Annotated in this window: 30 protein-coding genes; 6 read left to right on the top strand and 24 right to left on the bottom strand. The window is 33.5% G+C overall.

Translation table 11 applies throughout. The features are described from left to right. Position 1 precedes the first annotated feature (1 nt). The 6 genes from BAZ10_RS07660 to BAZ10_RS07635 form a co-directional block, all read right to left on the bottom strand. Positions 2–331, bottom strand: coding sequence for a DUF4133 domain-containing protein (locus BAZ10_RS07660; protein ID WP_078771560.1), 330 nt, complete (start codon positions 329–331; stop codon positions 2–4). 3 nt (positions 332–334) lie between these two features. Next, entirely contained in the window at positions 335–655 is a 321-nt protein-coding gene (locus tag BAZ10_RS07655; RefSeq protein WP_078771559.1) for a DUF4134 domain-containing protein, read from the bottom strand. A gap of 116 nt (positions 656–771) precedes the next feature. Next, positions 772–1,311: a hypothetical protein gene (locus tag BAZ10_RS07650; RefSeq protein WP_078771558.1), complete on the bottom strand. Its 540-nt coding sequence runs from the start codon at positions 1,309–1,311 to the stop codon at positions 772–774. A 38-nt stretch (positions 1,312–1,349) separates the two neighbouring features. After that, positions 1,350–2,003, bottom strand: a complete 654-nt coding sequence (locus tag BAZ10_RS07645; protein ID WP_078771557.1) for a ParA family protein — start codon at positions 2,001–2,003, stop codon at positions 1,350–1,352. A gap of 77 nt (positions 2,004–2,080) precedes the next feature. Then, positions 2,081–3,571, bottom strand: a complete 1,491-nt coding sequence (locus BAZ10_RS07640; protein ID WP_078771556.1) for a relaxase/mobilization nuclease domain-containing protein — start codon at positions 3,569–3,571, stop codon at positions 2,081–2,083. Beyond that, positions 3,568–3,927, bottom strand: coding sequence for a hypothetical protein (locus tag BAZ10_RS07635; protein WP_078771555.1), 360 nt, complete (start codon positions 3,925–3,927; stop codon positions 3,568–3,570). The genes BAZ10_RS07640 and BAZ10_RS07635 overlap by 4 nt, the downstream gene beginning before the upstream one ends. A 1,089-nt stretch (positions 3,928–5,016) precedes the next feature. Between BAZ10_RS07635 and BAZ10_RS07630 the strand changes: the two genes are divergently transcribed. Both BAZ10_RS07630 and BAZ10_RS07625 read left to right on the top strand, forming a co-directional pair. Further along, on the top strand, positions 5,017–5,913 hold the full coding sequence (locus BAZ10_RS07630) for a phospholipase D-like domain-containing protein (RefSeq protein ID WP_185116494.1): 897 nt from the start codon (positions 5,017–5,019) through the stop codon (positions 5,911–5,913). A 205-nt stretch (positions 5,914–6,118) separates the two neighbouring features. After that, the gene (locus tag BAZ10_RS07625; protein ID WP_078771554.1) at positions 6,119–6,592 is read left to right on the top strand and encodes a PH domain-containing protein; all 474 of its coding nucleotides are present in this window, start codon (positions 6,119–6,121) and stop codon (positions 6,590–6,592) included. Between the two features lie 186 nt (positions 6,593–6,778). Here BAZ10_RS07625 and BAZ10_RS07620 read toward each other — a convergent pair whose 3' ends face one another. From BAZ10_RS07620 to BAZ10_RS07580, 9 genes are all read right to left on the bottom strand, one after another. Next, entirely contained in the window at positions 6,779–7,591 is an 813-nt protein-coding gene (locus BAZ10_RS07620; protein ID WP_078771553.1) for a PRTRC system ThiF family protein, read from the bottom strand. 6 nt (positions 7,592–7,597) lie between these two features. Further along, complete coding sequence (locus BAZ10_RS07615) at positions 7,598–8,338, bottom strand: PRTRC system protein B (RefSeq protein WP_078771552.1); 741 nt, start codon at positions 8,336–8,338, stop codon at positions 7,598–7,600. Positions 8,339–8,376: 38 nt separating this feature from the next. Further along, positions 8,377–9,552, bottom strand: a complete 1,176-nt coding sequence (locus BAZ10_RS07610) for a hypothetical protein (RefSeq protein WP_245803771.1) — start codon at positions 9,550–9,552, stop codon at positions 8,377–8,379. 76 nt (positions 9,553–9,628) lie between these two features. Beyond that, entirely contained in the window at positions 9,629–9,847 is a 219-nt protein-coding gene (locus BAZ10_RS07605; protein ID WP_078677459.1) for a PRTRC system protein C, read from the bottom strand. An 11-nt stretch (positions 9,848–9,858) separates the two neighbouring features. Beyond that, positions 9,859–10,419, bottom strand: a complete 561-nt coding sequence (locus tag BAZ10_RS07600) for a PRTRC system protein E (protein WP_078771551.1) — start codon at positions 10,417–10,419, stop codon at positions 9,859–9,861. 6 nt (positions 10,420–10,425) lie between these two features. After that, positions 10,426–10,884: a hypothetical protein gene (locus BAZ10_RS07595; RefSeq protein WP_078771550.1), complete on the bottom strand. Its 459-nt coding sequence runs from the start codon at positions 10,882–10,884 to the stop codon at positions 10,426–10,428. 26 nt (positions 10,885–10,910) lie between these two features. Continuing rightward, positions 10,911–11,108 (bottom strand): DNA-binding protein, encoded by a 198-nt coding sequence (locus tag BAZ10_RS07590; protein ID WP_078771549.1) that lies wholly within the window; start codon positions 11,106–11,108, stop codon positions 10,911–10,913. A gap of 2 nt (positions 11,109–11,110) precedes the next feature. Then, on the bottom strand, positions 11,111–11,320 hold the full coding sequence (locus BAZ10_RS07585) for a hypothetical protein (RefSeq protein WP_078771548.1): 210 nt from the start codon (positions 11,318–11,320) through the stop codon (positions 11,111–11,113). 33 nt (positions 11,321–11,353) lie between these two features. After that, positions 11,354–11,752 (bottom strand): single-stranded DNA-binding protein, encoded by a 399-nt coding sequence (locus BAZ10_RS07580; protein WP_078771547.1) that lies wholly within the window; start codon positions 11,750–11,752, stop codon positions 11,354–11,356. 594 nt (positions 11,753–12,346) lie between these two features. Here BAZ10_RS07580 and BAZ10_RS07575 point away from each other — a divergent pair. Then, positions 12,347–12,523, top strand: a complete 177-nt coding sequence (locus BAZ10_RS07575) for a histone H1 (protein WP_024566199.1) — start codon at positions 12,347–12,349, stop codon at positions 12,521–12,523. Between the two features lie 70 nt (positions 12,524–12,593). Here BAZ10_RS07575 and BAZ10_RS07570 read toward each other — a convergent pair whose 3' ends face one another. The 9 genes from BAZ10_RS07570 to BAZ10_RS07530 form a co-directional block, all read right to left on the bottom strand. After that, positions 12,594–13,433, bottom strand: a complete 840-nt coding sequence (locus tag BAZ10_RS07570; protein WP_078771546.1) for a toprim domain-containing protein — start codon at positions 13,431–13,433, stop codon at positions 12,594–12,596. Positions 13,434–13,742: 309 nt separating this feature from the next. Beyond that, positions 13,743–14,840, bottom strand: coding sequence for a hypothetical protein (locus tag BAZ10_RS07565; protein WP_078771545.1), 1,098 nt, complete (start codon positions 14,838–14,840; stop codon positions 13,743–13,745). A gap of 59 nt (positions 14,841–14,899) precedes the next feature. Then, positions 14,900–15,106, bottom strand: coding sequence for a hypothetical protein (locus BAZ10_RS07560; protein ID WP_078771544.1), 207 nt, complete (start codon positions 15,104–15,106; stop codon positions 14,900–14,902). 56 nt (positions 15,107–15,162) lie between these two features. Then, positions 15,163–15,867 (bottom strand): helix-turn-helix domain-containing protein, encoded by a 705-nt coding sequence (locus tag BAZ10_RS07555; protein ID WP_078771543.1) that lies wholly within the window; start codon positions 15,865–15,867, stop codon positions 15,163–15,165. Next, the gene (locus tag BAZ10_RS07550; RefSeq protein ID WP_078771542.1) at positions 15,867–16,118 is read right to left on the bottom strand and encodes a DUF3853 family protein; all 252 of its coding nucleotides are present in this window, start codon (positions 16,116–16,118) and stop codon (positions 15,867–15,869) included. Before BAZ10_RS07550 ends, BAZ10_RS07555 begins: the two co-directional genes overlap by 1 nt. Positions 16,119–16,148: 30 nt before the next feature. Next, on the bottom strand, positions 16,149–16,691 hold the full coding sequence (locus BAZ10_RS07545) for a hypothetical protein (protein WP_078771541.1): 543 nt from the start codon (positions 16,689–16,691) through the stop codon (positions 16,149–16,151). Between the two features lie 17 nt (positions 16,692–16,708). Continuing rightward, positions 16,709–16,969: a helix-turn-helix domain-containing protein gene (locus tag BAZ10_RS07540; RefSeq protein WP_078771540.1), complete on the bottom strand. Its 261-nt coding sequence runs from the start codon at positions 16,967–16,969 to the stop codon at positions 16,709–16,711. Positions 16,970–17,125: 156 nt separating this feature from the next. Further along, a complete protein-coding gene (locus BAZ10_RS07535; protein WP_078771539.1) occupies positions 17,126–17,971 on the bottom strand; it encodes an RteC domain-containing protein in 846 nt (281 codons plus the stop codon). Positions 17,972–18,018: 47 nt separating this feature from the next. Beyond that, on the bottom strand, positions 18,019–19,698 hold the full coding sequence (locus BAZ10_RS07530; protein ID WP_078771538.1) for a helix-turn-helix domain-containing protein: 1,680 nt from the start codon (positions 19,696–19,698) through the stop codon (positions 18,019–18,021). Between the two features lie 307 nt (positions 19,699–20,005). Here BAZ10_RS07530 and BAZ10_RS07525 point away from each other — a divergent pair, with 307 nt between their 5' ends. Genes BAZ10_RS07525 through BAZ10_RS19475 form a run of 3 tightly spaced genes read left to right on the top strand, consistent with a single transcriptional unit; the run spans position 20,006 to position 20,901 of the window. Then, positions 20,006–20,254 carry a hypothetical protein gene (locus BAZ10_RS07525; protein WP_078771537.1) on the top strand — a complete coding sequence of 83 codons (249 nt, stop codon included), beginning with the start codon at positions 20,006–20,008 and terminating at the stop codon, positions 20,252–20,254. 9 nt (positions 20,255–20,263) lie between these two features. Further along, positions 20,264–20,455 carry a hypothetical protein gene (locus BAZ10_RS07520; RefSeq protein WP_078771536.1) on the top strand — a complete coding sequence of 64 codons (192 nt, stop codon included), beginning with the start codon at positions 20,264–20,266 and terminating at the stop codon, positions 20,453–20,455. Positions 20,456–20,466: 11 nt separating this feature from the next. Beyond that, positions 20,467–20,901, top strand: coding sequence for a MauE/DoxX family redox-associated membrane protein (locus BAZ10_RS19475; RefSeq protein ID WP_078771535.1), 435 nt, complete (start codon positions 20,467–20,469; stop codon positions 20,899–20,901). Positions 20,902–21,081 lie beyond the last annotated feature (180 nt).

Raw genomic sequence — 21,081 nt, 5'->3', positions numbered from 1 at the left:
ATTATTTATTTTTTGATTTATTGTATGGCCTTTTGGTTCCACCTTTCTGGAAAAGCTTTTTATTGCTTATCCTTTTGGGAAAAATGAAAATTTGATTACTATTTTTAGTCTTATCGTACAGTCCGTATTTGTCCTGTCTTCTGAAGATCAGATAAACACCACCTCCGGTCGCTAAAAGTCCTAGTAGAGAGCCTAGTAGTCCGAACTTGGACAATATGAGAGCTGCAATGACTCCGCCTCCGATAACACCCACGGCATAAAAAATATATTTGCCCTTCAGCCCGAAGAATACAAGAGGCTTTTTCAGCCCCTTGTATAGGTAGAATCCCATGACTTATGCAAAGAATGAGGTTACGAATTCCGGAACTACTATCAGAAAGATCATCGCTCCACCATAACCAAGGATTTCTTTGTTCACATCCTGATCTCCATTGGTCCATTTGTTATATACTCTAAGACCTCCGATGAAGCCTACTAATCCGCCCACGGCTTTTAAAATCAGCTTAATGGGGTCCCAATAGTCCTTAATATCACTGGCAGCATTTGAAATAGCCGTTGCTCCTCCTTGGGCAAATACAGGAGTGATAGCGAGAAGAATTACACAGGCAGTCAATAACTTTTTTACCACTTGATGGCATTTAAATTTGTGATTCATAATGATTAAATTTTTATTATCAGAGTTAGATTTTATGCTTAGAATTGGGCATAAGGGGTATGCTATCCTTATTGGTTAAGGATCATACAGGGTAATTTTTGAAGTGTATGTGTTACTTAAATTATAGAGTGGTAGACTTTCTGTCCATCGTAGTTAGCGACCATTTGAACAGTTGTCTCCGATAAATTCAGGAGCTCTTTCCAGTGGGATTTGGTTTTCCCCGTTTTTTCGCTCTTAGAATCCTGATCTGGCATATTAGATACAGGCTGAGATTGGTTGGTGTAATCTGGCTGATTCTTTTCTTCTACTGCCGACGCACTATTGTTTTTTGCTGGTAAAGGCATATCATCAATATCCTGTTCAGCTTCAAATCTTTTCCTTAAGTCTTCCAAATCCGGTTGCTGCTCACTGGAGGATTGTGTTGGAACATTAAGTTCCCTTTTCAAAAAGGATTGGGGAGTTCGGATGTTCTCAACATCTTCAATTCCGATGGAAGTCGGAACCTGGTCCCGAGTCTTGGAAAAATCACCAAGTGAAAATTCCTCAGTTAAATCTATATGTATGATTTTCTCTTTCCTTAAAAACAGATCATACAGAATATTTCCGGCATAGTACAGGAAATAAAGTCCCAATAGAATTAGTGAATACTTTATCATTTCTTATTTTTGATTTTGTTCTTAATAGATGTCTAGCCTTAAAGGGTAATTTGTAGTGCTTCATTAATCTCTTCTATGATTTCATTGAATGGTCTTTTTATAGCATTTTTTTGTTCATAAGTCAGCTTTCGGGTATCAATGGTCTGTAGACAGTTTCTTTTATACACCGGGCTTTCAATCAGGGTTCCGTATTTTGAAATTTCTATATCCATCTCCTTTTGGTTGAGATATTTATAGCCTTTGTCATATTTGGAACGGATAAAGATCCGCTCTGCCTCACTTTCAAGAAGTCCCAGCAGGTTTTTGAATACCAGAGTAGATTTTACAGATACATCAGAGTACTCAAAGGGAATGATGATAAAATCGCTGTAAATGAGTAAATCACTGTATTTCTGATCAAGGGTTCCCGCCAAATCAAACAGATATATCTCTTTGCTCTCCTTTAAGTCAATAATTTTTTCTAAATCAGCAAAAGGCTGTTCTTCATCCTCATCTCCGATAACTTCCACATCATACAGCTTGGGCAAAACAGAATATTCATCTTCTTTCCATTTATTAAAAAAGGACTTCTGATAATCAAAATCAAACACATTGATCTTTCTTTCAGATACTATGGATAGATAATTGGCAAATGCTAAGGCAAGCGTGGTTTTCCCCGCTCCGCCCTTTTGGGTTGCGAACGTGATAATCATAAGTATAATTGTCTGTTGCTTGTTTATAGTTGTTGCTGATTTATTTTTTATTGGAAGCCGAACGTCGGCCGGCTGGCCTATCGATTTTTCTTTTTACGCCTTTTCTTAAGCTCCTCCTCCGCAGGATCTTTTCCAGATCCTCCTGAAGATTTACTGAATTGAAAAATCAAATCATTAATGCTTTGACTTAGCTCCTTAGTAAGCTTTTCATTTTGACTTACTGAGACCTGCTGCTGGTTTAGATTTGGATTTAAAAACTTTTGATAGTCTTTCTCCCCTATCAGCTGTTCCAGCTCTCCTACATAGTGTAACTTTGAGTGAACAGCATAAAATTTACCGTCCTCAGACTTTATAATATGAACATCTTTCGGACTTTGTGTTTTAACATATTGCTTTACTTCCCTCCTAACAGAGCCAAATACTTCTCTATTCTTCCTTTTCTTAGTTTCAAAAAGCATAAAGTCTTTTGGCACATGGTCAGGATTTTGGAATTTTAAATACTCAATTAGGATTTGTTTAGAAACTTCATCAGCTATATTGTAATCCTTTAGTCCTTCAAAAAGCCTTTTATCAATGACTTCAGCGGTAAATTCAAATAGCTCATTCATTTTCAAAATATCGCTTCCTTTATACACCGCTCCTGTTTTATGGTCAGTCAAACTATATCCGAAAGGTTTAAGATCAGTAGCTGATCTCTCTTTGTCAGAAATATGGAATACAATATCAATCCCAAAGACATCTCTTATTTTTTTCTGAAATTCACTCTCAAATTCAATTTTTGGCTTCCGGTTTTCGTTTTGTTTTTCTTCCGGTAACATAGCCTCTTGTACCCTATTGTCTTCAATTTTGAACACTTTGCACGAATACAATTCTTTGTATTTTGAGAGAATCGCCCGAAGCTGCTTCGCTCTGGAATCATGCTTATGACTACTAAAATTTAGCTCACCTGCTTTAATTGTTTTCTCCCGAACTCCATTTTTCAAAACATCCAGAGCATTCTCATCATTCTTATTTTGAATAAGCTTAAATCCACTTCTTTCCAAAAGCAGTTCCAGTTGCTTAAGAGAACTATATCGGTAACCTAGTAATTTTTCTATTTGCTCCTGCGTATTTAATCCATACAGCTTCTCCATTGTCAGGCTTAATGCTTTCTGGGCTTTAAGCTTTTCATAGCTGTCATTAATTTTCTTACTTGTTTTCTTGTCTACACGGGTTGAAACAATGTGTATATGATTATTTTCTGTATCATTATGGAAAACTACTATATAGGGCTGCTGCCCATATCCCAGCTCATTCATAAAATTTTCCGCAATTTTCGTGAGCTCTTCTTTGGTATGCTCTCTAAACTTCGTGGAAATAGCAGCATGAAACTGGGGCTTCTTTACCCTTTCATTATTTGAAACAGATTTCAAATAGTCACGAACATCCTGCTGGCTGCTGTTTTCGTTAATGAAACAAGGAAAATTTTTCATCAGCATCAGTTCTCCGGAGCCTTTCTCTACTTTTTTGTCATTATACTGAACTCCGGGAAAACCTGATCCCGCAGGTTCCATGATCTTCACAATCATCTTGCAAGCATTGAATAAATTTTGGAAAAAATCATATTCTGCTCTCTCTTCAATTTTTCAATTTCAGAAAGCTTATCCAAGAAATTCTTCACTTCCCCCTCAGAAATAAACTTTTGTCCATTTACGATTCTTGCAACCTGATTGATATTGGTTTCTATCTTAATAAAGATATTGTCCTGTTTTTCAATGAAAGCCATTACATTTCTCCTTTCATCATTCAGAATCCTGTTCTCTACTGAATGGATAATTAGGCTAGTCAGGGAAATTTGCTTTTCTGAGCAGATCCTTTTCCAGTTTTCTTTTCTGGATTTTTGGATTCTTATGATAATTAGATCTTCTTTTCCATTTTTCTCCATTTCCAGTTTTTCTATGGTAAATAAATAGTCGAGGTTCAATCTAATTAAAATAGCTCTTCGCTTCTTGGTAAGTAAGGACTGATGTCGTCCCCAAAATAAATGACAGAAAAATAAATCAGTGTTTTCATTTCATTTTGATTAAAATTTCTTTTGCAAAATTGGGGCATAAAAACACTGAAAGCAATAGTATTCATGGGGCGTGGGCTAAAAAAGAACACGCTGGACTTATCTGGATGATCTGGAGATTAAAAAAGAATGTAATGGGCTATTCTGGAAGATTGTACCTGATTTTCTCAAAATAAAAAAACGAGTTCCGAAGTTTTTTCTCCTTTTTGCAAAAAAGGCAAGATCGTCTTTGGATCATACAACTTGAAAAGTTTGTATATACAAAGACACATCTTGCTCCGGAAAATCATTTACTTTTTTGCAGCTCAAAAAAAAATAAATAACCAAATGAAATTCAATAAATTAAACCATATGATGAGATTTTCTGCTATTGAAAGAAAAAACATGGTGAATCATGAAAAGAAGACCTGCGTCATTTTTACACAGGTTTTTCATTGGGGTGTATCTATTCTACTCACCTTTATCTACAACTTGTGTTGTTTTTACTCACGTTTTACAATAAGGTGGGTAAATTTTACTCAGGTAGAAAGAAAACATGGGTAATTTTTACGCAGGTTAAATATTAACAAATTGTGAGAATACACCCGATACTATTCTACACAGGTATTATCATAAGGTGAGTAAATTTTACGCAGGTCAGAAGAAAACATGGGTGATTTTTACGCAGGTTAAATATTAACAAATTGTGAGAATACACCCGATACTATTCTACACAGGTATTATCATAAGGTGAGTAAATTTTACACAGGTCAGAAGAAAACATGGGTGATTTTTACGCAGGTTTGGTATAGAAAATTTGACTTCGACTACATTTATTTTTCACGATCTCAGATGATTCTACCCTATAATTTTCAAAATTTATAGAGCAATTTAAGATTAAAGTATTACCTTTAATACCCACATGATATTAACATTTGCCCTCTAAAAAATGTTTTATATCTTAAAAATCACAAAAACATTAAAATGAATTTTTTAACCGGAAAAGAGTTAAGTGAAAAAATATATGATATAATCTATAACTCCGAAAAATATCTCTTAATTCTATCACCATTTATTCAATTAGACCCATATTTTAAAAATGAGGTTTTCAAAACGCATTTAAATAATTCCAGTGTCCATATCATCATAGGTTTTGGGAAAAATGAAAATGATGTAAGTAAAAGTTTTAAAAAAGAAGATTTTGATTATTTTATGCAATTTCCCAATATTACAATAGTTTATATACCTAAACTACATGCCAAGTATTATGGAAATGAAAATAAGTCGGTGGTAACGTCTATGAATTTAATAGATTACTCTTTTATAAATAATATTGAATTTGGTGTCTATTCCGAAAAAAAACTAATATCCATCAACCAGAATCCATTTTTCGAATCCGCAGTCAAAAAGTGCTTTAGTATTGTTGAAGAGGAAGGTTATACAATTTTTGTTAAAAGACCTAAATATGAAAAGAAATCAATATTTGTAAAAAACTATGTGGGCTCAGAAGAAGAATTAAACTATATTGATGATTTAATAAAATTTGGACAGGTTAACAAAAGGAAGTTATCAGATTTTACAAATGAAAAGTATGTAAATAGCGCTTTAAAAGATCAAAGGAAATCAAGAGAGGAATATCAAACCAAAAATGTCGATAAGCAAAATAAAATTATTCACAGTAAAGGATATTGTATTAGATGCAGAACCTCTATAAAATTAGATTTGGAAAAACCCTTATGCTGGGACTGCTATAAAATCTGGTCAGTGTATGAAGATCCTTTTTACAAAGAAAAATTTTGTATTTCGTGTGGAAAAGAAAATAATACAAATTTTAATAGGCCAGCCTGTCTTAAATGTTTTAAAGAACTAAAGAAAAAATAAAATAAACCCGCAACCTCTTTTAAAAACACAAGGCAAGAGTACTGATTGTTTTTCAATGGGGTTTCTCCTATTTTCGAAAAAAATGCGTTTTCGACCAAAGCAAGAAAGTGCTTTTTTTATCACCCTATTTTTTTAATTAAATTTCAGACATTTCTTTAGTTAATTTCACTATTTTTCACTAAATTGGGATTATAAATAATTGATTATGGAAGACTTACTTACCGATTTCAAAACATCTTCCGAACCTATAAAATATGAAGCCAAAATCCATTGGTTTTCTTATGTTATTCCTATTATCTTTATAGCAATCGGTTCTATAGGTGTTCTCTATTTTCTATTGCTCGGATACGCATTTATGTTCGGATTTATGGGCATCATTTCCTTATTTCTTATCTTTCTTTTTATTAAAGGTATCCTTAAAGTAATCCGGAATAAAAACACAAAAATTTATGTTACGGACAATTATCTTACGCTTTCCACTGGCATATTAGGAAAAACATTTTCCGATATTTCATTAAATAAACTTGAAGGAATGTGGGTACATCAAAGTTTTTTAGGAAAGATGCTAAATTTCGGATCTTTAATTGTAACTACCGGAGGCGTAACCCACTTGTATTCTATTGAAAATCCAATGGAGTTAAGAAACGTTTTAACCTATTCGCAAAAACATGCAAATTGAAAGAATAGTTTATTAATTTGCAATTAATCATTATAAATCAATCCCGCAACCTTTTTTAAAAAGCATTGAAAGCCAAAGCACGGATATGCTTTTATAATATGGTTGCTCCGCTTTTCGCAAAAATGTGTTTCCGACCAAAGGGAGGAAATGCATTTTTGCCGCCTGATATTTTTCAGACGGCAGAAATTATGCAACCTTTATAGGTTGGGAATGAAAGTTCTTAAGATTTAGGAAAAATCCCCTGTTTTCGGTTAACCCATTTCGGAATAAATTCCAAAGCAGGGAACTACCCATTTGTGCCAGAGTTGAGTTGATAAACAAATCCTGCTTCTCTAGTGCTTCTGCAAGGGAACAGCTTGGTATACCCTCCCCTATTTCTGACTGACGTAATAGTTCTTCAAATTCCTGTGTAACATACGGCAGATGTGATACTGTTTCGTATTTTTCAGAATCAGGTTGGGAAATATCACCAATCGTGGCAAGCAATGCCTGACCTAAATTTAAGTTATTACCTGTGTCAATCCAATATTTTGGACTGTTTCTGTACATTCTTCTCCTTCCTTTTAATTCATCCAGAATATCTGCTATTTCAAATCGGGATTTTACATTATCAGTACATGATATATAAATTGAGGACTGCATATTCTCCTGAATTCTGCCTAAAGAATCTCTCTCAAACTTTCTGACTTCTGCCTTCCAATTCGTACCCGACCAACGATTTGCCCTATTTATAAGAGCTACTGCTTTTGGCAAACCCACTTCACACTGTGCAAAACGCTGTCTCCCTTCATTTGCATGGGTGATAATATCATCATCCCACAACCGCACTAGTAATCCTGCGTGCCCCAATTCAATTAAAGAATGGTTCATTTCCATTAATGCTGTCAGCATTTTTGAACCTGTACCTCCTGCTCCTATAAGATTTACCGTTACAGGATTCGTAGGGTATATAAGGCTTTCATCTGTAAAATGGACTTTTAATTTTTCTATAGCTTTCATTATTATTTAGATTAGATGTTTTAAAGTTATATTTGAATTGATTAATACTTCTATCGGAAAAACTTCTTTTGTTTCCATGTGCTTTTTCCACAGATTCACACAGTTCCCTTTTACTGGATTATGACTTCCAATCAGGTGGCTGAAATAAGAATTGAAAAAATATTCTTCCCATTTCTTCATAAACTCTTCCAGCGAGGCAGAATTTTTAATATTAATATCAACTGACCCCATGCATACACTACCTGTTTCATACACATTAAAAAACGGAGCGTGGAAAAGTGCTGTTTTTTCAGTAGGACGTTTGTCGGTTTTAAGTGCAAATATTTTTATTGTCTGCTTATTGGCACACCACAATAATGCAGGTACTTTTGCTACCCCACTTGGGATAGACAATCTTTCTGTAAAGAACATTTGTCTTTCCTGTGCTTTAGTGTACCAAATTACTTTTCCGTTTTCAGCACCATCAATAAAAAGCACATTTGGAGAAATAATACCACTTGGTTTTAAAAAATCTTTGTCTTTTTTATTATGGATGGTAAGTGTTTTAGCTAGTCGTTGTGCTTCCCTTACGGTTAAGGGGTGGGCATTTATAGGATTTCCATTACTATCAATATCAAAATGCTCTACATACATATCGGAATGATGTCCTTCTGTCTGATAGATCAGTAATGCCGATTTAGGATGATATAACGTACCAAAATTACGGGTAATATCAATTTCCTTGTTTTCATTTATAGTATTTCTCATAGCTTTTCTGTGATTTATTATTTATTCAATATAATAGGTTAGTTAAGCAGTCTGCATAATTCATTTAAAATTCCAAATAACCTACTCTCAAAATCAAGATTTTCATCCGTGACATTACTTCCGTCAAAAGTTTTAAAAATCATCGGTTCCTGCGCTTCCCCGTATTCATTAAATTCGTTATTAACACAATCCATAAGATTGTCATAAATAAGCCCATCACTCTCTGCAAAAAAAGAAATGTATTTATCCATTGTAATGACCTTCTCCTCATTATAATACTCATCGTTGTCCGCTTCTTCAGGTCTTACCACATTATTATAGTATGTATTTCTAAAAACACTTGCTTCAGCATATTCTCCGTAAAGTTTAAAGGTTTTTTCAGCCAGTAGAAAGCATTCTTTGTCAAAATTGTCTTTCGGCTTAAACTGCTTCAAACGCTTTTCAAAAAAGAGTAGATTTTCTTTGCAGGCTATCTTTTGTTCCATAATATCCCCAATAATCTCAGCTTTTTGAAGCTCTTTTTTACTGATATGATTATCATCCACTTCTTCATCCTGTTCAAGCCACTCTGTAAGCATTTCGTATATCCAATAGAGATAAGAATCTTCCTGTCTATAGTATGGAATATCAGCTATTTTATAGAGATAGGTGCAAACTGATAAGAGTAGAAGCCCTGTTTTCTTTCTATTCTTATTTCTAAGCATCTGGTAAAGTGGTATAACAGGAATGTAATAAAGTGTTGCTCCTGTATTATAACGCTCCTCAGCCGCAAAAAAAATTTCATCCTCTTTTTCTATCAAACGGATACTTTCACAATTTTGGACTTTACTTTTCAACTGCTTTTGAATATCCCAAAGACAAAGGCTAATATTATAAGGATAATTAAAATCATGTGTAGACAATAGACTAATACCGTAATGCTTAGTTAATAGAGAAAGGGATTTATAAAACCCCCTTTCTATTTTAGTTATATGTACTTTGTTTTCCCAAGAAAATATTTTATCTTCTTTTAGTTTTGGCATAAAACAGGTTTTCAGAAAAGCATGGGAAGTTCCGATACCGGAACCGATCTCCGCTTGTCTTTCCTTATTTCCGAACTGTCTTTTTCCCACTTCATCCATTCTACAAATTCCATAAGTTGTCGGTGTAGTTGTTTTTGCTTTTTTTCTGCGGGTGGCAGAATAATTCCCGATATTATTTTTCGTTTCATTCATTTTTATTTTGTTATTGATTATTGATTAATGGTGATTAACACCAATAATGGGACTAATTACCTCTTATGATGATTTTTTATCCTTTCGTCCCCATCACACTTTCAAATCGGTATTCCACCGCATCATCTTTGATTTTTGGTGCTGATACCTTTGATGTAGTTAATATTGGATAGGTATTTGCATAAAAGTTCATGACAACTTCCACGCTCCATTTAGGTTCAGGGTCTGTTAATCGAATCTCCTGTCCGTTATCTATGAGGATAAAGATTCTTTGTAATTGGGTTGCTAATAACATAATTGTTGATTTTAGAGTTGACAATTTGATTGTTGTTCAGTATTTCCCACACTTTCTGTATGAAACAGACTTGGCGCAAAATGCCGTTCATACTCATCCTGTTTCTTACGAATAATTTCTGCGTAATTAGGATATTCAGAAGCTTTTGGCAATGCTGACCACGCTTCTTTATATTTCCCCTCTTTTTCAAGATCTTCGGCTTTCTGTAAAGCTTCCTTATATTTTTTCTCTTTGGCTTCTTTTTCCTTCTTTTCCTGCTCTGTCTTTTCTTTTTCCATTGCAGATTTTTTTCTGGCTTCTTCTAACTGCTTCATAAAATTTTCCATATCTACCATTAATCCTGATGCTGTTTGCAATGGTGTAGCAACGCTGTCAAAAAAGCCGTTGTCTAATTCTTCTGCTGTTCCCCTTAAATTAAGAGGAGGAATAGCTTTTCTAGCTTCGTCACCGCACTGCACATTATTGAGCATTACAGAAAGGACAAAACTGTTTTCACTTGACTGTCGGAGTATCAATTGTAAATCTCCGACAAGGTTTAATTTTGTAAGTTGTCTGAAAAAATTGGTTTGCATAACTTATTAATTTGTAAGTGTGATAGAGTATTTTATAAGTTCTTCGAGTGGAAAATCTTCTGTCCAGAAATCTTCACCCGTGTGTTTACCATAAGTCTGATACAAGGCATATCCACTTTTAAATATGTGGAGTGTATGGGAAGTAAGCTTGTTTTCAGGTATGGATAATTCTGTAAGTGCTTCTTCGTCCAGTTTCACAAAAGACCATATTCTACCTTCCAATAACTCTGTGGAATCGGGGCATATCTTATCATCATCTTTATAAAATGTAATAGATGCATCTGAGTACATCATCGAAAGAAGCATATAGTCTTTAGAAAAGGGTTTAATTTTATCAATCCGTTTTTGTTGTTCTTGTTTCCAGTCCTCAGAAAGAGCAATGATGGCAAAATCACAACAGTCCCATTCGCTGTTGGTGTTGGCTTTTATCATTAAATATGATGTTGGTTTATCTGATCGTTTCATTCTTTATTTTTTTATATTATGAGTGATTATTTTTCAGGAGTAAAAACTCCATTGATATAGTAGCCTATGAGAATTTCCCAAAGCCGTATTAAACCGTTGGTATCTACATAGTAATTTTCTGACCTGCTACAATAAATGATATACACAGGCATACCCATGTAATCTTTATTATTACTATATGCCTTTGCTAACTTATTAGCTTCGGTTCTTGATGGTGTTTTCATAATCAGGATTTTTCATAGATGTATGTTCCGCTACTTTTGAAGGGATCAGTTCCCTGTGTCATTCTTATTTCCATGTCGAATTTCTTTGATAAGCTTCTTGCATAATGTACCGCTGTTGTCCTGTTACAATGGATTTCTAGGTATACTTTTACCTGCTCCCATTCTTTTCGGTCACTACAGGATTTCATTTGAAAATTATATTGTGATTCCATAAATGCTTTTTTTAATTAATATTGAGGTAAACATTAAAATGGTAGATCATCATCTGTATCGCCTGCAAAAGGATGGATTGTTTCCTCCCCTGTATTTTGTTTCGGCTCACTTTCAAAATTTTTACCACTGCTATGAAGCTTAATTGTTGATGTATGAAAATTCAGCCCTGAACGGATTTCTCCGTCTTTGCCTATCCATGCACTTGAGCTTATTCTTCCTGATAACTCTACCAAAGTCCCTTTAGTAAGGATTTTGGCTACATTTGAACTTACCCAGTAGGAACAACTATAATAGGTAGTTAGATCCCTGCGCTCTCCCTGTTTGGTCCTGTAGCTGTCATTGATGGCTACTGAAAAGTTCACAACCTGTCTGTCGTTTTTCAATATGTTGATTTCTGCGTTTTTGGTAATTCTACCGATAATTGTGTTCATAATATTTTGTTTTAATTGTTGAGATTTCTAGGTTAATTGATTGGGTATCGAGGAAACTTGGCTTTTCTAATTCTTTATTCTAAATAGAAAAGGCAGTATTTATCCTTGTTTTTATTTATTTCTCCGTTGATGTCAAAGAACGTCTGCGATCTAATTGATTGGTTTAACTGAGGTTCCGGCTTTTTTCTTTGCCCATGATCATAGTATAGTATCAGGCACTCAAAACCGGAATTGAAAGCATTGAAATGGAGGCTCCGAAATCTTTTTGTCCGCAGGATTTAGGAGTGTCTGGAAAAATTATTGGAGTGAAGCGAAAAGAATTTTTGTAGAAACCCAAAAAGATTTTTTTGAGTGCCTGACGCTGTACTACATTTGCAATAGTAAAAAAGCCAGAATCTCAGGCAAAACTTAAATTGAGCAACGTTGTGTCATCAACGGAAATATGGAAAATCAATAATAAATACCGCCCATTTCTATAATTAATTTTGAAATAGGGTTTTTACTTTGGGAAAGATATTCTGTAAACGATTTTTAAATAATACTTGCCTATAAAATCTATTATTTTAAATTTGCAGGCTTAAAAAACGATCTTTTATGAAAGAACTATTAGAAAAAATCAATGCAGAATTCGAAACTTTTAAAGCGGATTCAGATCTTCAGTCTGAAAAAGGAAATAAGGCAGCCGGAATGAGGGCTAGAAAAGCAGCTTTGGAATTAAGTAAACTTTTAAAGGATTTTAGAAAAATTTCTGTTGAAGAAAGTAAGAAATAGTTAAAAGCTCCCGAAAAAATTTTGGGAGCTTTATTTTTGATATACACTTGGGCATTCTTAAATGAATGATTCAATATTCTTTTTGGCAAAACCACTCATTAAGATCCTTAAAATCACTGTAAATTAGAGAGCAGTCTTCTGCATTTTCATATTTCATTATTATTTTTTCCGTGATCTGTTTTCCGTTAGCATCATTATCAAGGAAAAGTGAAATTTTATGATACTCACTTAACTTTTTTTCAATTTTAAAAAGCATTGCTGTAGAATTTAAGATAAGATAATCTGAAAGATGACTGTCTTTATTTTTCATATTCATATAAGTCAGAAAATCAAAGAAGCCTTCAAATACAGCAATATCATTGGCGTTATTCTTAATCATTGTTACATCTTTATCCCCCAGGCAGATTTTAAAGTACTGATTTCTGATTTCAATCCCTCCGGAATCATTGGTAAAACCGACTGCAAAATAATTTTTCGATTTTAACCGAAAATGAATTTCCTTTACTAAGTGTCTCTGCTCATAAACATTTCTCTCTTTCAAATACCTGACTAAAGCGGGGTGAATAATCTCTTGTATTTTAGAGATTTCATAGGTCCTTGTCCCTTGAGTTTCTTTTTCTTTCTCTTCAATTTTACATTGTGTAAAATCCAGCCTTTCAAGATATTTTAAGGCATCAGACACTGAGCATTTATTGATAGCCTGGACAATTGAGATTACATCATAGCTCTTCCCTGTTCCAAAGTCAAATGCTCTATTTTTCATAAAATCGACAGAAAGACTGGGCGTTTTTTCTTCCCGATCCAATGCAAAATAGAAAGCTGTCCGAAGGTTCTCCTTTGTCGGAAACAGATTGAAGGATTCCAAAACCCTTTTGATTCCGATATTCTTTTTTATTTCTTCACAGTTCATTTTTTTTTTCAATGCAAATTTTCTCGTCTCTTTTCCTTTTAAATAAAAAAAGACTTTTAATTACTTTTAATATACTTTTAGTGATTAGCCACACTGTCCTATGACAAAGCATCCATCTTCAATCCGGAATGAGTACAATTCCGAATACCCCATGAGTACAATTCCGAAACAAAAATGAGTGTAATTCCGAAAAAACAGCTTTTACCAGATGAGTACAATTCCGAATCTGATTTTGTTTTCTTCTGCTATTTTTACCTTATCTACAATTTTTATAGGATTTACAATACCTACATGAGTGCAATTCCGAAATCAGAGAATAACAGGATAACCGTTTGGCAGTATTTCCGCCATCTTCGTTTCTCCATATAATTGTATAATATGTTCCTGTATTTTGCTCAAAAAAGCCACTCCCTGAAAATGTGTAGATTGTATCCCTTTCAGCCTGTTAATTCTTATGAATTCACTGAAAGCCTTTTCTATGAGCTTACGGGTTTGTGGTATCGTTTTGTATTGGTAAGTAAACTGAAGCATTTCTTGCTCCTGTAAACTATATCTTTTTCTGAAATAATATAACCTTCTTGTAATTTTTGACTTTTCTGGTGTATTCTCCAGTATATCTTTATCAGTTATCATTCTGATATAAAAAGGATGAATGAAAATAGAATCCCCTTTATAATGATAGTTGAATGAAAGGTTATTGTATTTGTTGAAATTTATTTTTGCAGTTTTAAGAAACTTGAAACAAAAATCATTAGCACTTTTATAGTTCAGTCCAAACTTTTTATTCAGTGAAGAAAGTTTCATCATTGTCCCTCCTTCAGGAAGCTTTGAAAGCCAGATGGCAAAAATAATATGTTTGTTGTTTCTGATATTATAAACCAGATTATAAAGGATATAATTATACTCTGGAATAATCATTAGCTTCTTCAGCCAATAGCTACTGATCAGAAAGCTTGTATATCCACGCTGATCATAACTTGGTGTGGAAATAAGCCCTCCAAAGGTTTTAATCTCCCTTCCCCCGGAGTTTAGTGATTTATACCAGCCCATCTTAAATCGGGCCAAAAACTCATACGCTTCTATAACTTGTTTTGTCGAGCCACTTGGAGATATTTTATTATTCCTGATCTTAATAGATGCAAAAATATTATTTTCAGTTTCAAACTCCTCGTCAAACAGAGAAAGCTGCTTCGGGCGGTCTTCAGGCCGGAACTGTTCACTACTGATAATAGAAATAATATTAAAAATAACACGAAGTGCATTAATAGGAATATCAGCAGCCTCCTGGTCTTCAAAAATAAAATCGTCTACAAAATGATTTCCAAGGCGTATTCTATCGGGATTTTTTTCGCCTTTATCTTCAAATTTCTTCCTGACAAGCCTCAAATCTTTTTCCAAAACAGCCATAATCTATATTTATGTGCATTAATATTGTTTTCTTTGCAGAACGTTATTTGCATGGGGTTCTATAACAATTTAATACCCAAACTTTTGAGTGTTTTTGCTCCATCAATGATATTATAATATATATACTCTCCTGTTTCATCTGCTCTGAAAACTCTTTTTTCTACTTTCCCGAAGTTTGGAATTTTAACTTTGCGGATTCCCTGATACTCAGAGGGAATACCATTTACGCTTACTTTTTGCCCGAGTTTTAAATCTGATAATTTCATTTTATTATTTTTTTAAATTTTAATAGATAAACATTTGTAATTTTACTGTTTAAGGGTTACTTTGGGTGTTTAATATTAGGTATTGACTCTACGGAAAACAGTCCGTTATCAGTTTTGTTTTTCATATAGGGTAAAATATTTTTCAATGAGGATTTCCAGTTGGTTATGGGTTTCCCCAAATTATTTCGCCAGCCATTACCCGCCCATAAAGCGTATTTCTCCTCAATATCTAAATCCATAGAGCCCTCGTAACAATCTAATGTATGTGCATACGCCATAAACTCTTCCAAAGAAGGTCCCTTGATTGTTTTAAAAGACTCAGCATCATTATTGTATAAGAGTGTATTCTCTTTTTGCTCTGTAGTTTCGGGAATAGGTATACCAGATAGCTCTACCAGAGGTGAATTCTCACTTTTTTCCACAATTGATGCCTGGAGGTTCTTTTCTGCCTGTTGAACTTTTTCTTGACCGGGAACTTGTAAAGGATAATCTAGTACGATTCTGTAAGAACAGGAAAGTCCTTTTCTACTTTCATACTGAATTAGTCCCAAATTCCTTAGCGCTTCTTTGGCAGGTTTTATCGTTTTTCTCGTTAAACCTAACGTTTCACTCAGCATTACATCGGAAATAGCGACATTGTATCCGTTATTATCACTGGCCAGCTTCAGAAGATACAGGTATATCACAATAGCAGTAGTACTGAGCCTTGCTTTTGGACCAAATTCCCAAAACCTTTGTATGAGCTCCAAATAATACATCATTACTTCCTGGCTAAAAGCTCCAATACTTTTTGCTTATCAATAATGATAATCTTCCCTTTTTGAATAATAGCTTCATCCAGAATTCCTGAAGATTTTATTTCAGAAGCTTTTGATACAGAACATCCAAGAACCTTTGCCAATCCTTTCAGTCCGTATTCATATCTACTCTCTAAACCAAGACTTTTAGCTATTTCCAAAAATTCCTCAACGGTCAGTTTCCAAATAGGTGTTTGTGGATCTATCTTTTTCATTCTCTTTTATTTTACTGAAAGTTTTGAATTTTAGCTCCCTAATCTTCCCTCTTTAGCAATCCAGTTCCTTGCAGCAGCCTGCCAGCTGTTCATTAATTTCCCCCCACTTAATTTCCAATCCCGAGAATTATAAAAAGAATAGAACTTATTTGCCTGGGTGGAAAGTAAATCACGTTCTTTAAAATACAACTCTACTTCATAAAATTCAGGTATACAAAAATGATTTTCCTTTTGTATCGATAATTCCTGCTCGCATAATGCTGTATTTGAAAAAATTTCAGGGTCGTCAAAATCAATAATCTCAACAAGACTTCCTTTATAAGCGTCATAACTGGGAGAATAAACAATGAATCCTGCCAAATGTAGTTCTTTGATACACCTGTGGTAAGTTCCGAAAGATTTTATCTTACCTAATTTCATGACCTCCGAACGGCAGATACGAAAAGGATTTTGAAACCCGCTTTTACTCCAAAACTGAAAAAGCGCAACATATATACTGATATGGGAAGGACATAGCCTATTGTCCTTAATGACATGCTCAAAAAAATTGATAATATCTTTAGTTTGGTTCATGATTGCCTTTTTAGATATTATTTGGATTTCATAAGAAGCTTCTCAATGTCTTTGTAATTGTAATACAAAAGCCCCACTACTTTCGTATAAGAAAGGGTTCCATTGATCCTGAGATTCTGTAGTGTTCCCGAAGAAATATTAAGTAGCTCTTTAACTTCAGCAGTCCGAACCCATAGTTTCTGCTCTGTCGTTCTTACCTGAAGTAGCTCTTTAATACCTTCCAGCAGTTCTATTTTAAACTGCTGAAGATCTTCTTTAGTGATGATCGATATTGCCATGATTTCAAAAATTATTTATTGAGGCAAATTTTCGGAATCAGGCGGAATTTCTTTCGGTAGTTTTTCGGTACTACCGAAAGATTCCATCCTATACATCACCAGTAAAGAGGAGAAGGAAACAATGAAATGTGTATTATCTCTAAAAAATAAAATAATCTAAATGTCCATATCATCCAGATACCGCTCTAAATTATTCCTCAGTAGCAGCAAAAATTTAGTTCTATCGGTTTTTCTCAGTCGTATTTCACCTAAAATTTTATGATAATTTCCCAAATTGATATTTAATGAATTCTCTGCCCAACGGAAAAGCTCCGCTAAATCAGAATGCCCTCCATTAAAACACCTGGTCTGATGAAGTGCATATAATAGTTCAATAAGCGCTACTTTAGGAGCCGTCCATTCCAGATTTTTAATTTGACTGATTGATTTCTCTTCGCTCTGCCCTGTATTAATTTTACTTGTCAAATAATAATCTAAAAGGTCATTGGCAAGAATCTGAGAAACAATATGATCATGAGATGTAGAAAATTCCTCATCATAGCTGTATAACTCCGGACTAAGCTTTAATTTAAAGTCAAATTTAAAACGGACAAAGTATTTTTTATCCAAATAAGTAGATTTCCGGCGGTAATAACTGATGAATTCTTTTTGCTCATTATAAAAGTATAGAAGATTAGATCTCTCGTTTTCATAATATAATTTTAATGCATGAGAATCAGCATAAGGTTTTGAGGCTTCTATTGCCAGGATTTTGGAATAGTAAATATAAATTGCGGTAAATTGCGGTTTGGTGTTCTTAAAGAAATGGATCTCATCACTCCAATCTGAAAAATGGTATTGCTTCAGAAGATTCTTTAGCTCTCGAATAGCAGTGTCCGTTTCCATCAGTATTTCCTCAGACTTAAGAACAATATCATTATCCCCTCTGTTAATCTGATCCACAGATGTCTGCAAATTTTTCCAAAGCTCATCAATTTTTTTTCTGAAATTTTGTCGATTCATACGTTATTTTTTTAAATTCTGACGTAAAAATCGGGCTAAAATAAATCTTAAATTTTCTTTAATTCTTCTTTTCTTTTCCTTATAAAGTCAGTAGGTCTCATACCATTGATCTCCATAAAATGTTCCGAAAAAACCTGTCGGTTGGCCATTCCACATATCTGTGTCAACCCATCTGTACTGTAATTAAGGTATTTAGGATCTTCAAGCAAAAGATTGGTAACATATCTAATACGCAAAGTTTTCAGATACATCGTAAAAGTAAGATTATAGTGTTCGTTGAGAACATAAGATAAAAGAGTTCGATGACTATCAATCATTTTAGCAACAATCGGTAGTGTCAGACTACCTTGGAGAAATTGCTTACTCTTTTCAAAATTTTCAAGTTTTAACTTGACCTCTTCAATGGCTTCAAAGCTATATTCATTTTTTTCAGTTAAAGAAACCTGTAAAGACCTATTAAACGGATCAGTTGTCTCTGAATAATTATTGAATCTTTCTGATAATTCCTGATACCTGGCATTAAGTTCTTTCTCCTTCTTCCGAAATCTCACAACTAAAAAATACAGTATAATCGAACCTGTAATTATAGAAAGGCAAAGTATGATAACACTGATATTTTTTTTCCTCTCAAGACTATTTTTTTCTTTCAGTAAAGTATCTGTATCATATTCACGATGAATTTTTGATGAAAGCATTGCAAAATCAGTATTAATGATGGAATCTGCCTTCAATAATTGATTGGTATAATACAGTTGTTTTTTAGAGTCCCTGTTTTGCTTGGCATCATGAATTAAATATTCATAGCCACCTCTAATTTCAGGGGTAATAACCCAGAATCGATTCACCAGTGAGTCAACCTTATTTAAGTAAAGTAGTGATTCTCCCCTCTTATCATTCAACCAATAAGCTTTACCTATATAAAAATAAACTGTAGTTAATGATGCATAATCCTGATTATGACTTAGGATATTTTTAGAAAGCTTTAAATATTTTAATGATTCATCTAATTTATTTTCTCTTAGGAGCTGAATTCCTTTACCTTTTTGAAAATAGCCATACTCTAAGGACAGTTGTTTGGTATTATACAGCCTTTCCAAACCAATATGAATGAGAGAATCCTCCTTATGGAATAACTGTAGGTTTTTGTAACAACTGCTTAAGCGGTAAATACTGTTAAAATATCCGGATTCATTATTAAGCTTAAGATTCGGATGAAGATTTTTTACCATATTTTTTTCAAAATATTGGGCAGATAATTCAAAAAGTTCAGCTGCCTCTTTATAATATCCTAAATAGCTTTTCACCATTCCTAAATGATAAATGATTTTGTTTTTAAGATAATTATCCTTCGAGTCTTTTGAAAACTTAAAAGCCAGTAAATACTGTTCAAGAGCAGGTTTATAATGCCTTTTGTTATAATAGTAAATAATACCTTTACCCAGATAAGACCTAGAAATCTGATCAGGATTATTATATTTTTTAGCTGCTATAATGGCGCTATCTGCATAAATTAGCTTAACATCAATATCCTTACTATAATAAATTGCCTCTTCATACCCCTGGATCAGTTCTTTATAATTACACTCTTCCTTCGCTTTCTCAATATACATTCTCACAAATTCTAAGGCCCTTTCATCATTTTCAGAATAAGCATCAATTAAGCCCGAAATTTTCTTATAAGATTCTACCTGATATTTTTCAATAGGTTTTTGCCCTTGTAATAACATCAATAGGCAATTAAAAATTAGTAACAATATTTTATTATTAGTGGACATATCGAAAAAATGTCCACTAAATTAATTAAAATCATCATTTGGAGACTTATTTTCAGTTCAAAAACAAAAGATATTTATTACAACCTGATATTCAGTCATGTAAAACAATATTTAGTGGGTAGAAAGGATACTTTATGACGTCATAAAGTATCCTTTCTACCCACTATTGCTTTTTTCAAATGCTTAGTCATTCTAATTTAGCCTCAGAATTCTACTCATAAAACCGGCCGGGATAACTTTTAAACCATCATTAATAATCATGAAAAAGTATATCTCAATTTTAAGTTTAGCTTCCGTAATATTTATGTACTCATGTGAAAGAGATGTTTCAGATTTGAATAATCCGCAGCAGAAAGAACAAAGTACAAAATTGCAAAGCCAAAAAATATCAGCCCAAAATAAAAACAGTGCTTCTGAAGAAACAGATCAGGATCAGGCAGCAAAAGATGATGAGGAGCCTAAAAGGGACAAACAGCATTGGAGGATTAAAAAGGATACCGTCAGGTAATACATTTTAATGTACTCAACCTTTAAAACCATAGGAGTGGAAAACAAAGAAATATCACTAAGCACTGGAAAGAAATGTACGGTTAGCGGGGAATGGGAAACTGAAGGAAAAATCAGCACGGTCGTTTATATCTCAAAAGGAGAAATAATGCCAACATATTGCGGTAAGAATGTAAAATGGATTTTAGTTAGAAAAGGATAATTTTTTTGATAATGGAAACAAATAGAATCAAAACAAGGCTTATACAGTTTACAACTTATTTTTTCATATTGCTGTTTATATATGCAGCTATTAGTAAACTCATGGATTTTTCTAAATTCCAGACGCAGTTGGAGCAAGTGTTTTCATCTCATAATTATGCTGTTGCCATCTCCTATAATATAATTATACTGGAATTACTAATTGCCGGGCTACTTTGCTACCGAAGAACTCGAAAAACTGGTTTAGTATTTAGCCTCATATTAATGATAGCCTTTACCTGTTACATATTTGTAATCCTAAATTTTAAAGAACACATTCCTTGTTCCTGCGGGGGAATTTTAGAAAAAATGGGATGGACTGAGCATCTATATTTTAATATTGTGAGCGTAATATTAGCCAGTGGCGCTCTACTGGTAATAAATAAAAATAATTTAAAATCTTATTGAAACTATTCTATGATAAGAGTTACAGTAAGATTTTATATGTGTACTTAAATTTATTGTTTAACCTTAAAATTAGGCAGTCGAAAACTGCTTAAACTTGAAAAACTAAAATGTATTTATTAACCACAATTTGTTTGAAAAGTCTGAGGAATAAATAATATTTGGTATAGCAAGGTTTATTTA

Origin of the sequence: Elizabethkingia occulta, assembly GCF_002023715.1 — a bacterium.
In the GTDB taxonomy this organism is placed as follows: Bacteria; Bacteroidota; Bacteroidia; order Flavobacteriales; family Weeksellaceae; genus Elizabethkingia; species Elizabethkingia occulta.
The sequence above is the reverse complement of the archived record's forward strand: the minus strand, read 5'-3'. Positions and strand labels throughout refer to the sequence as shown.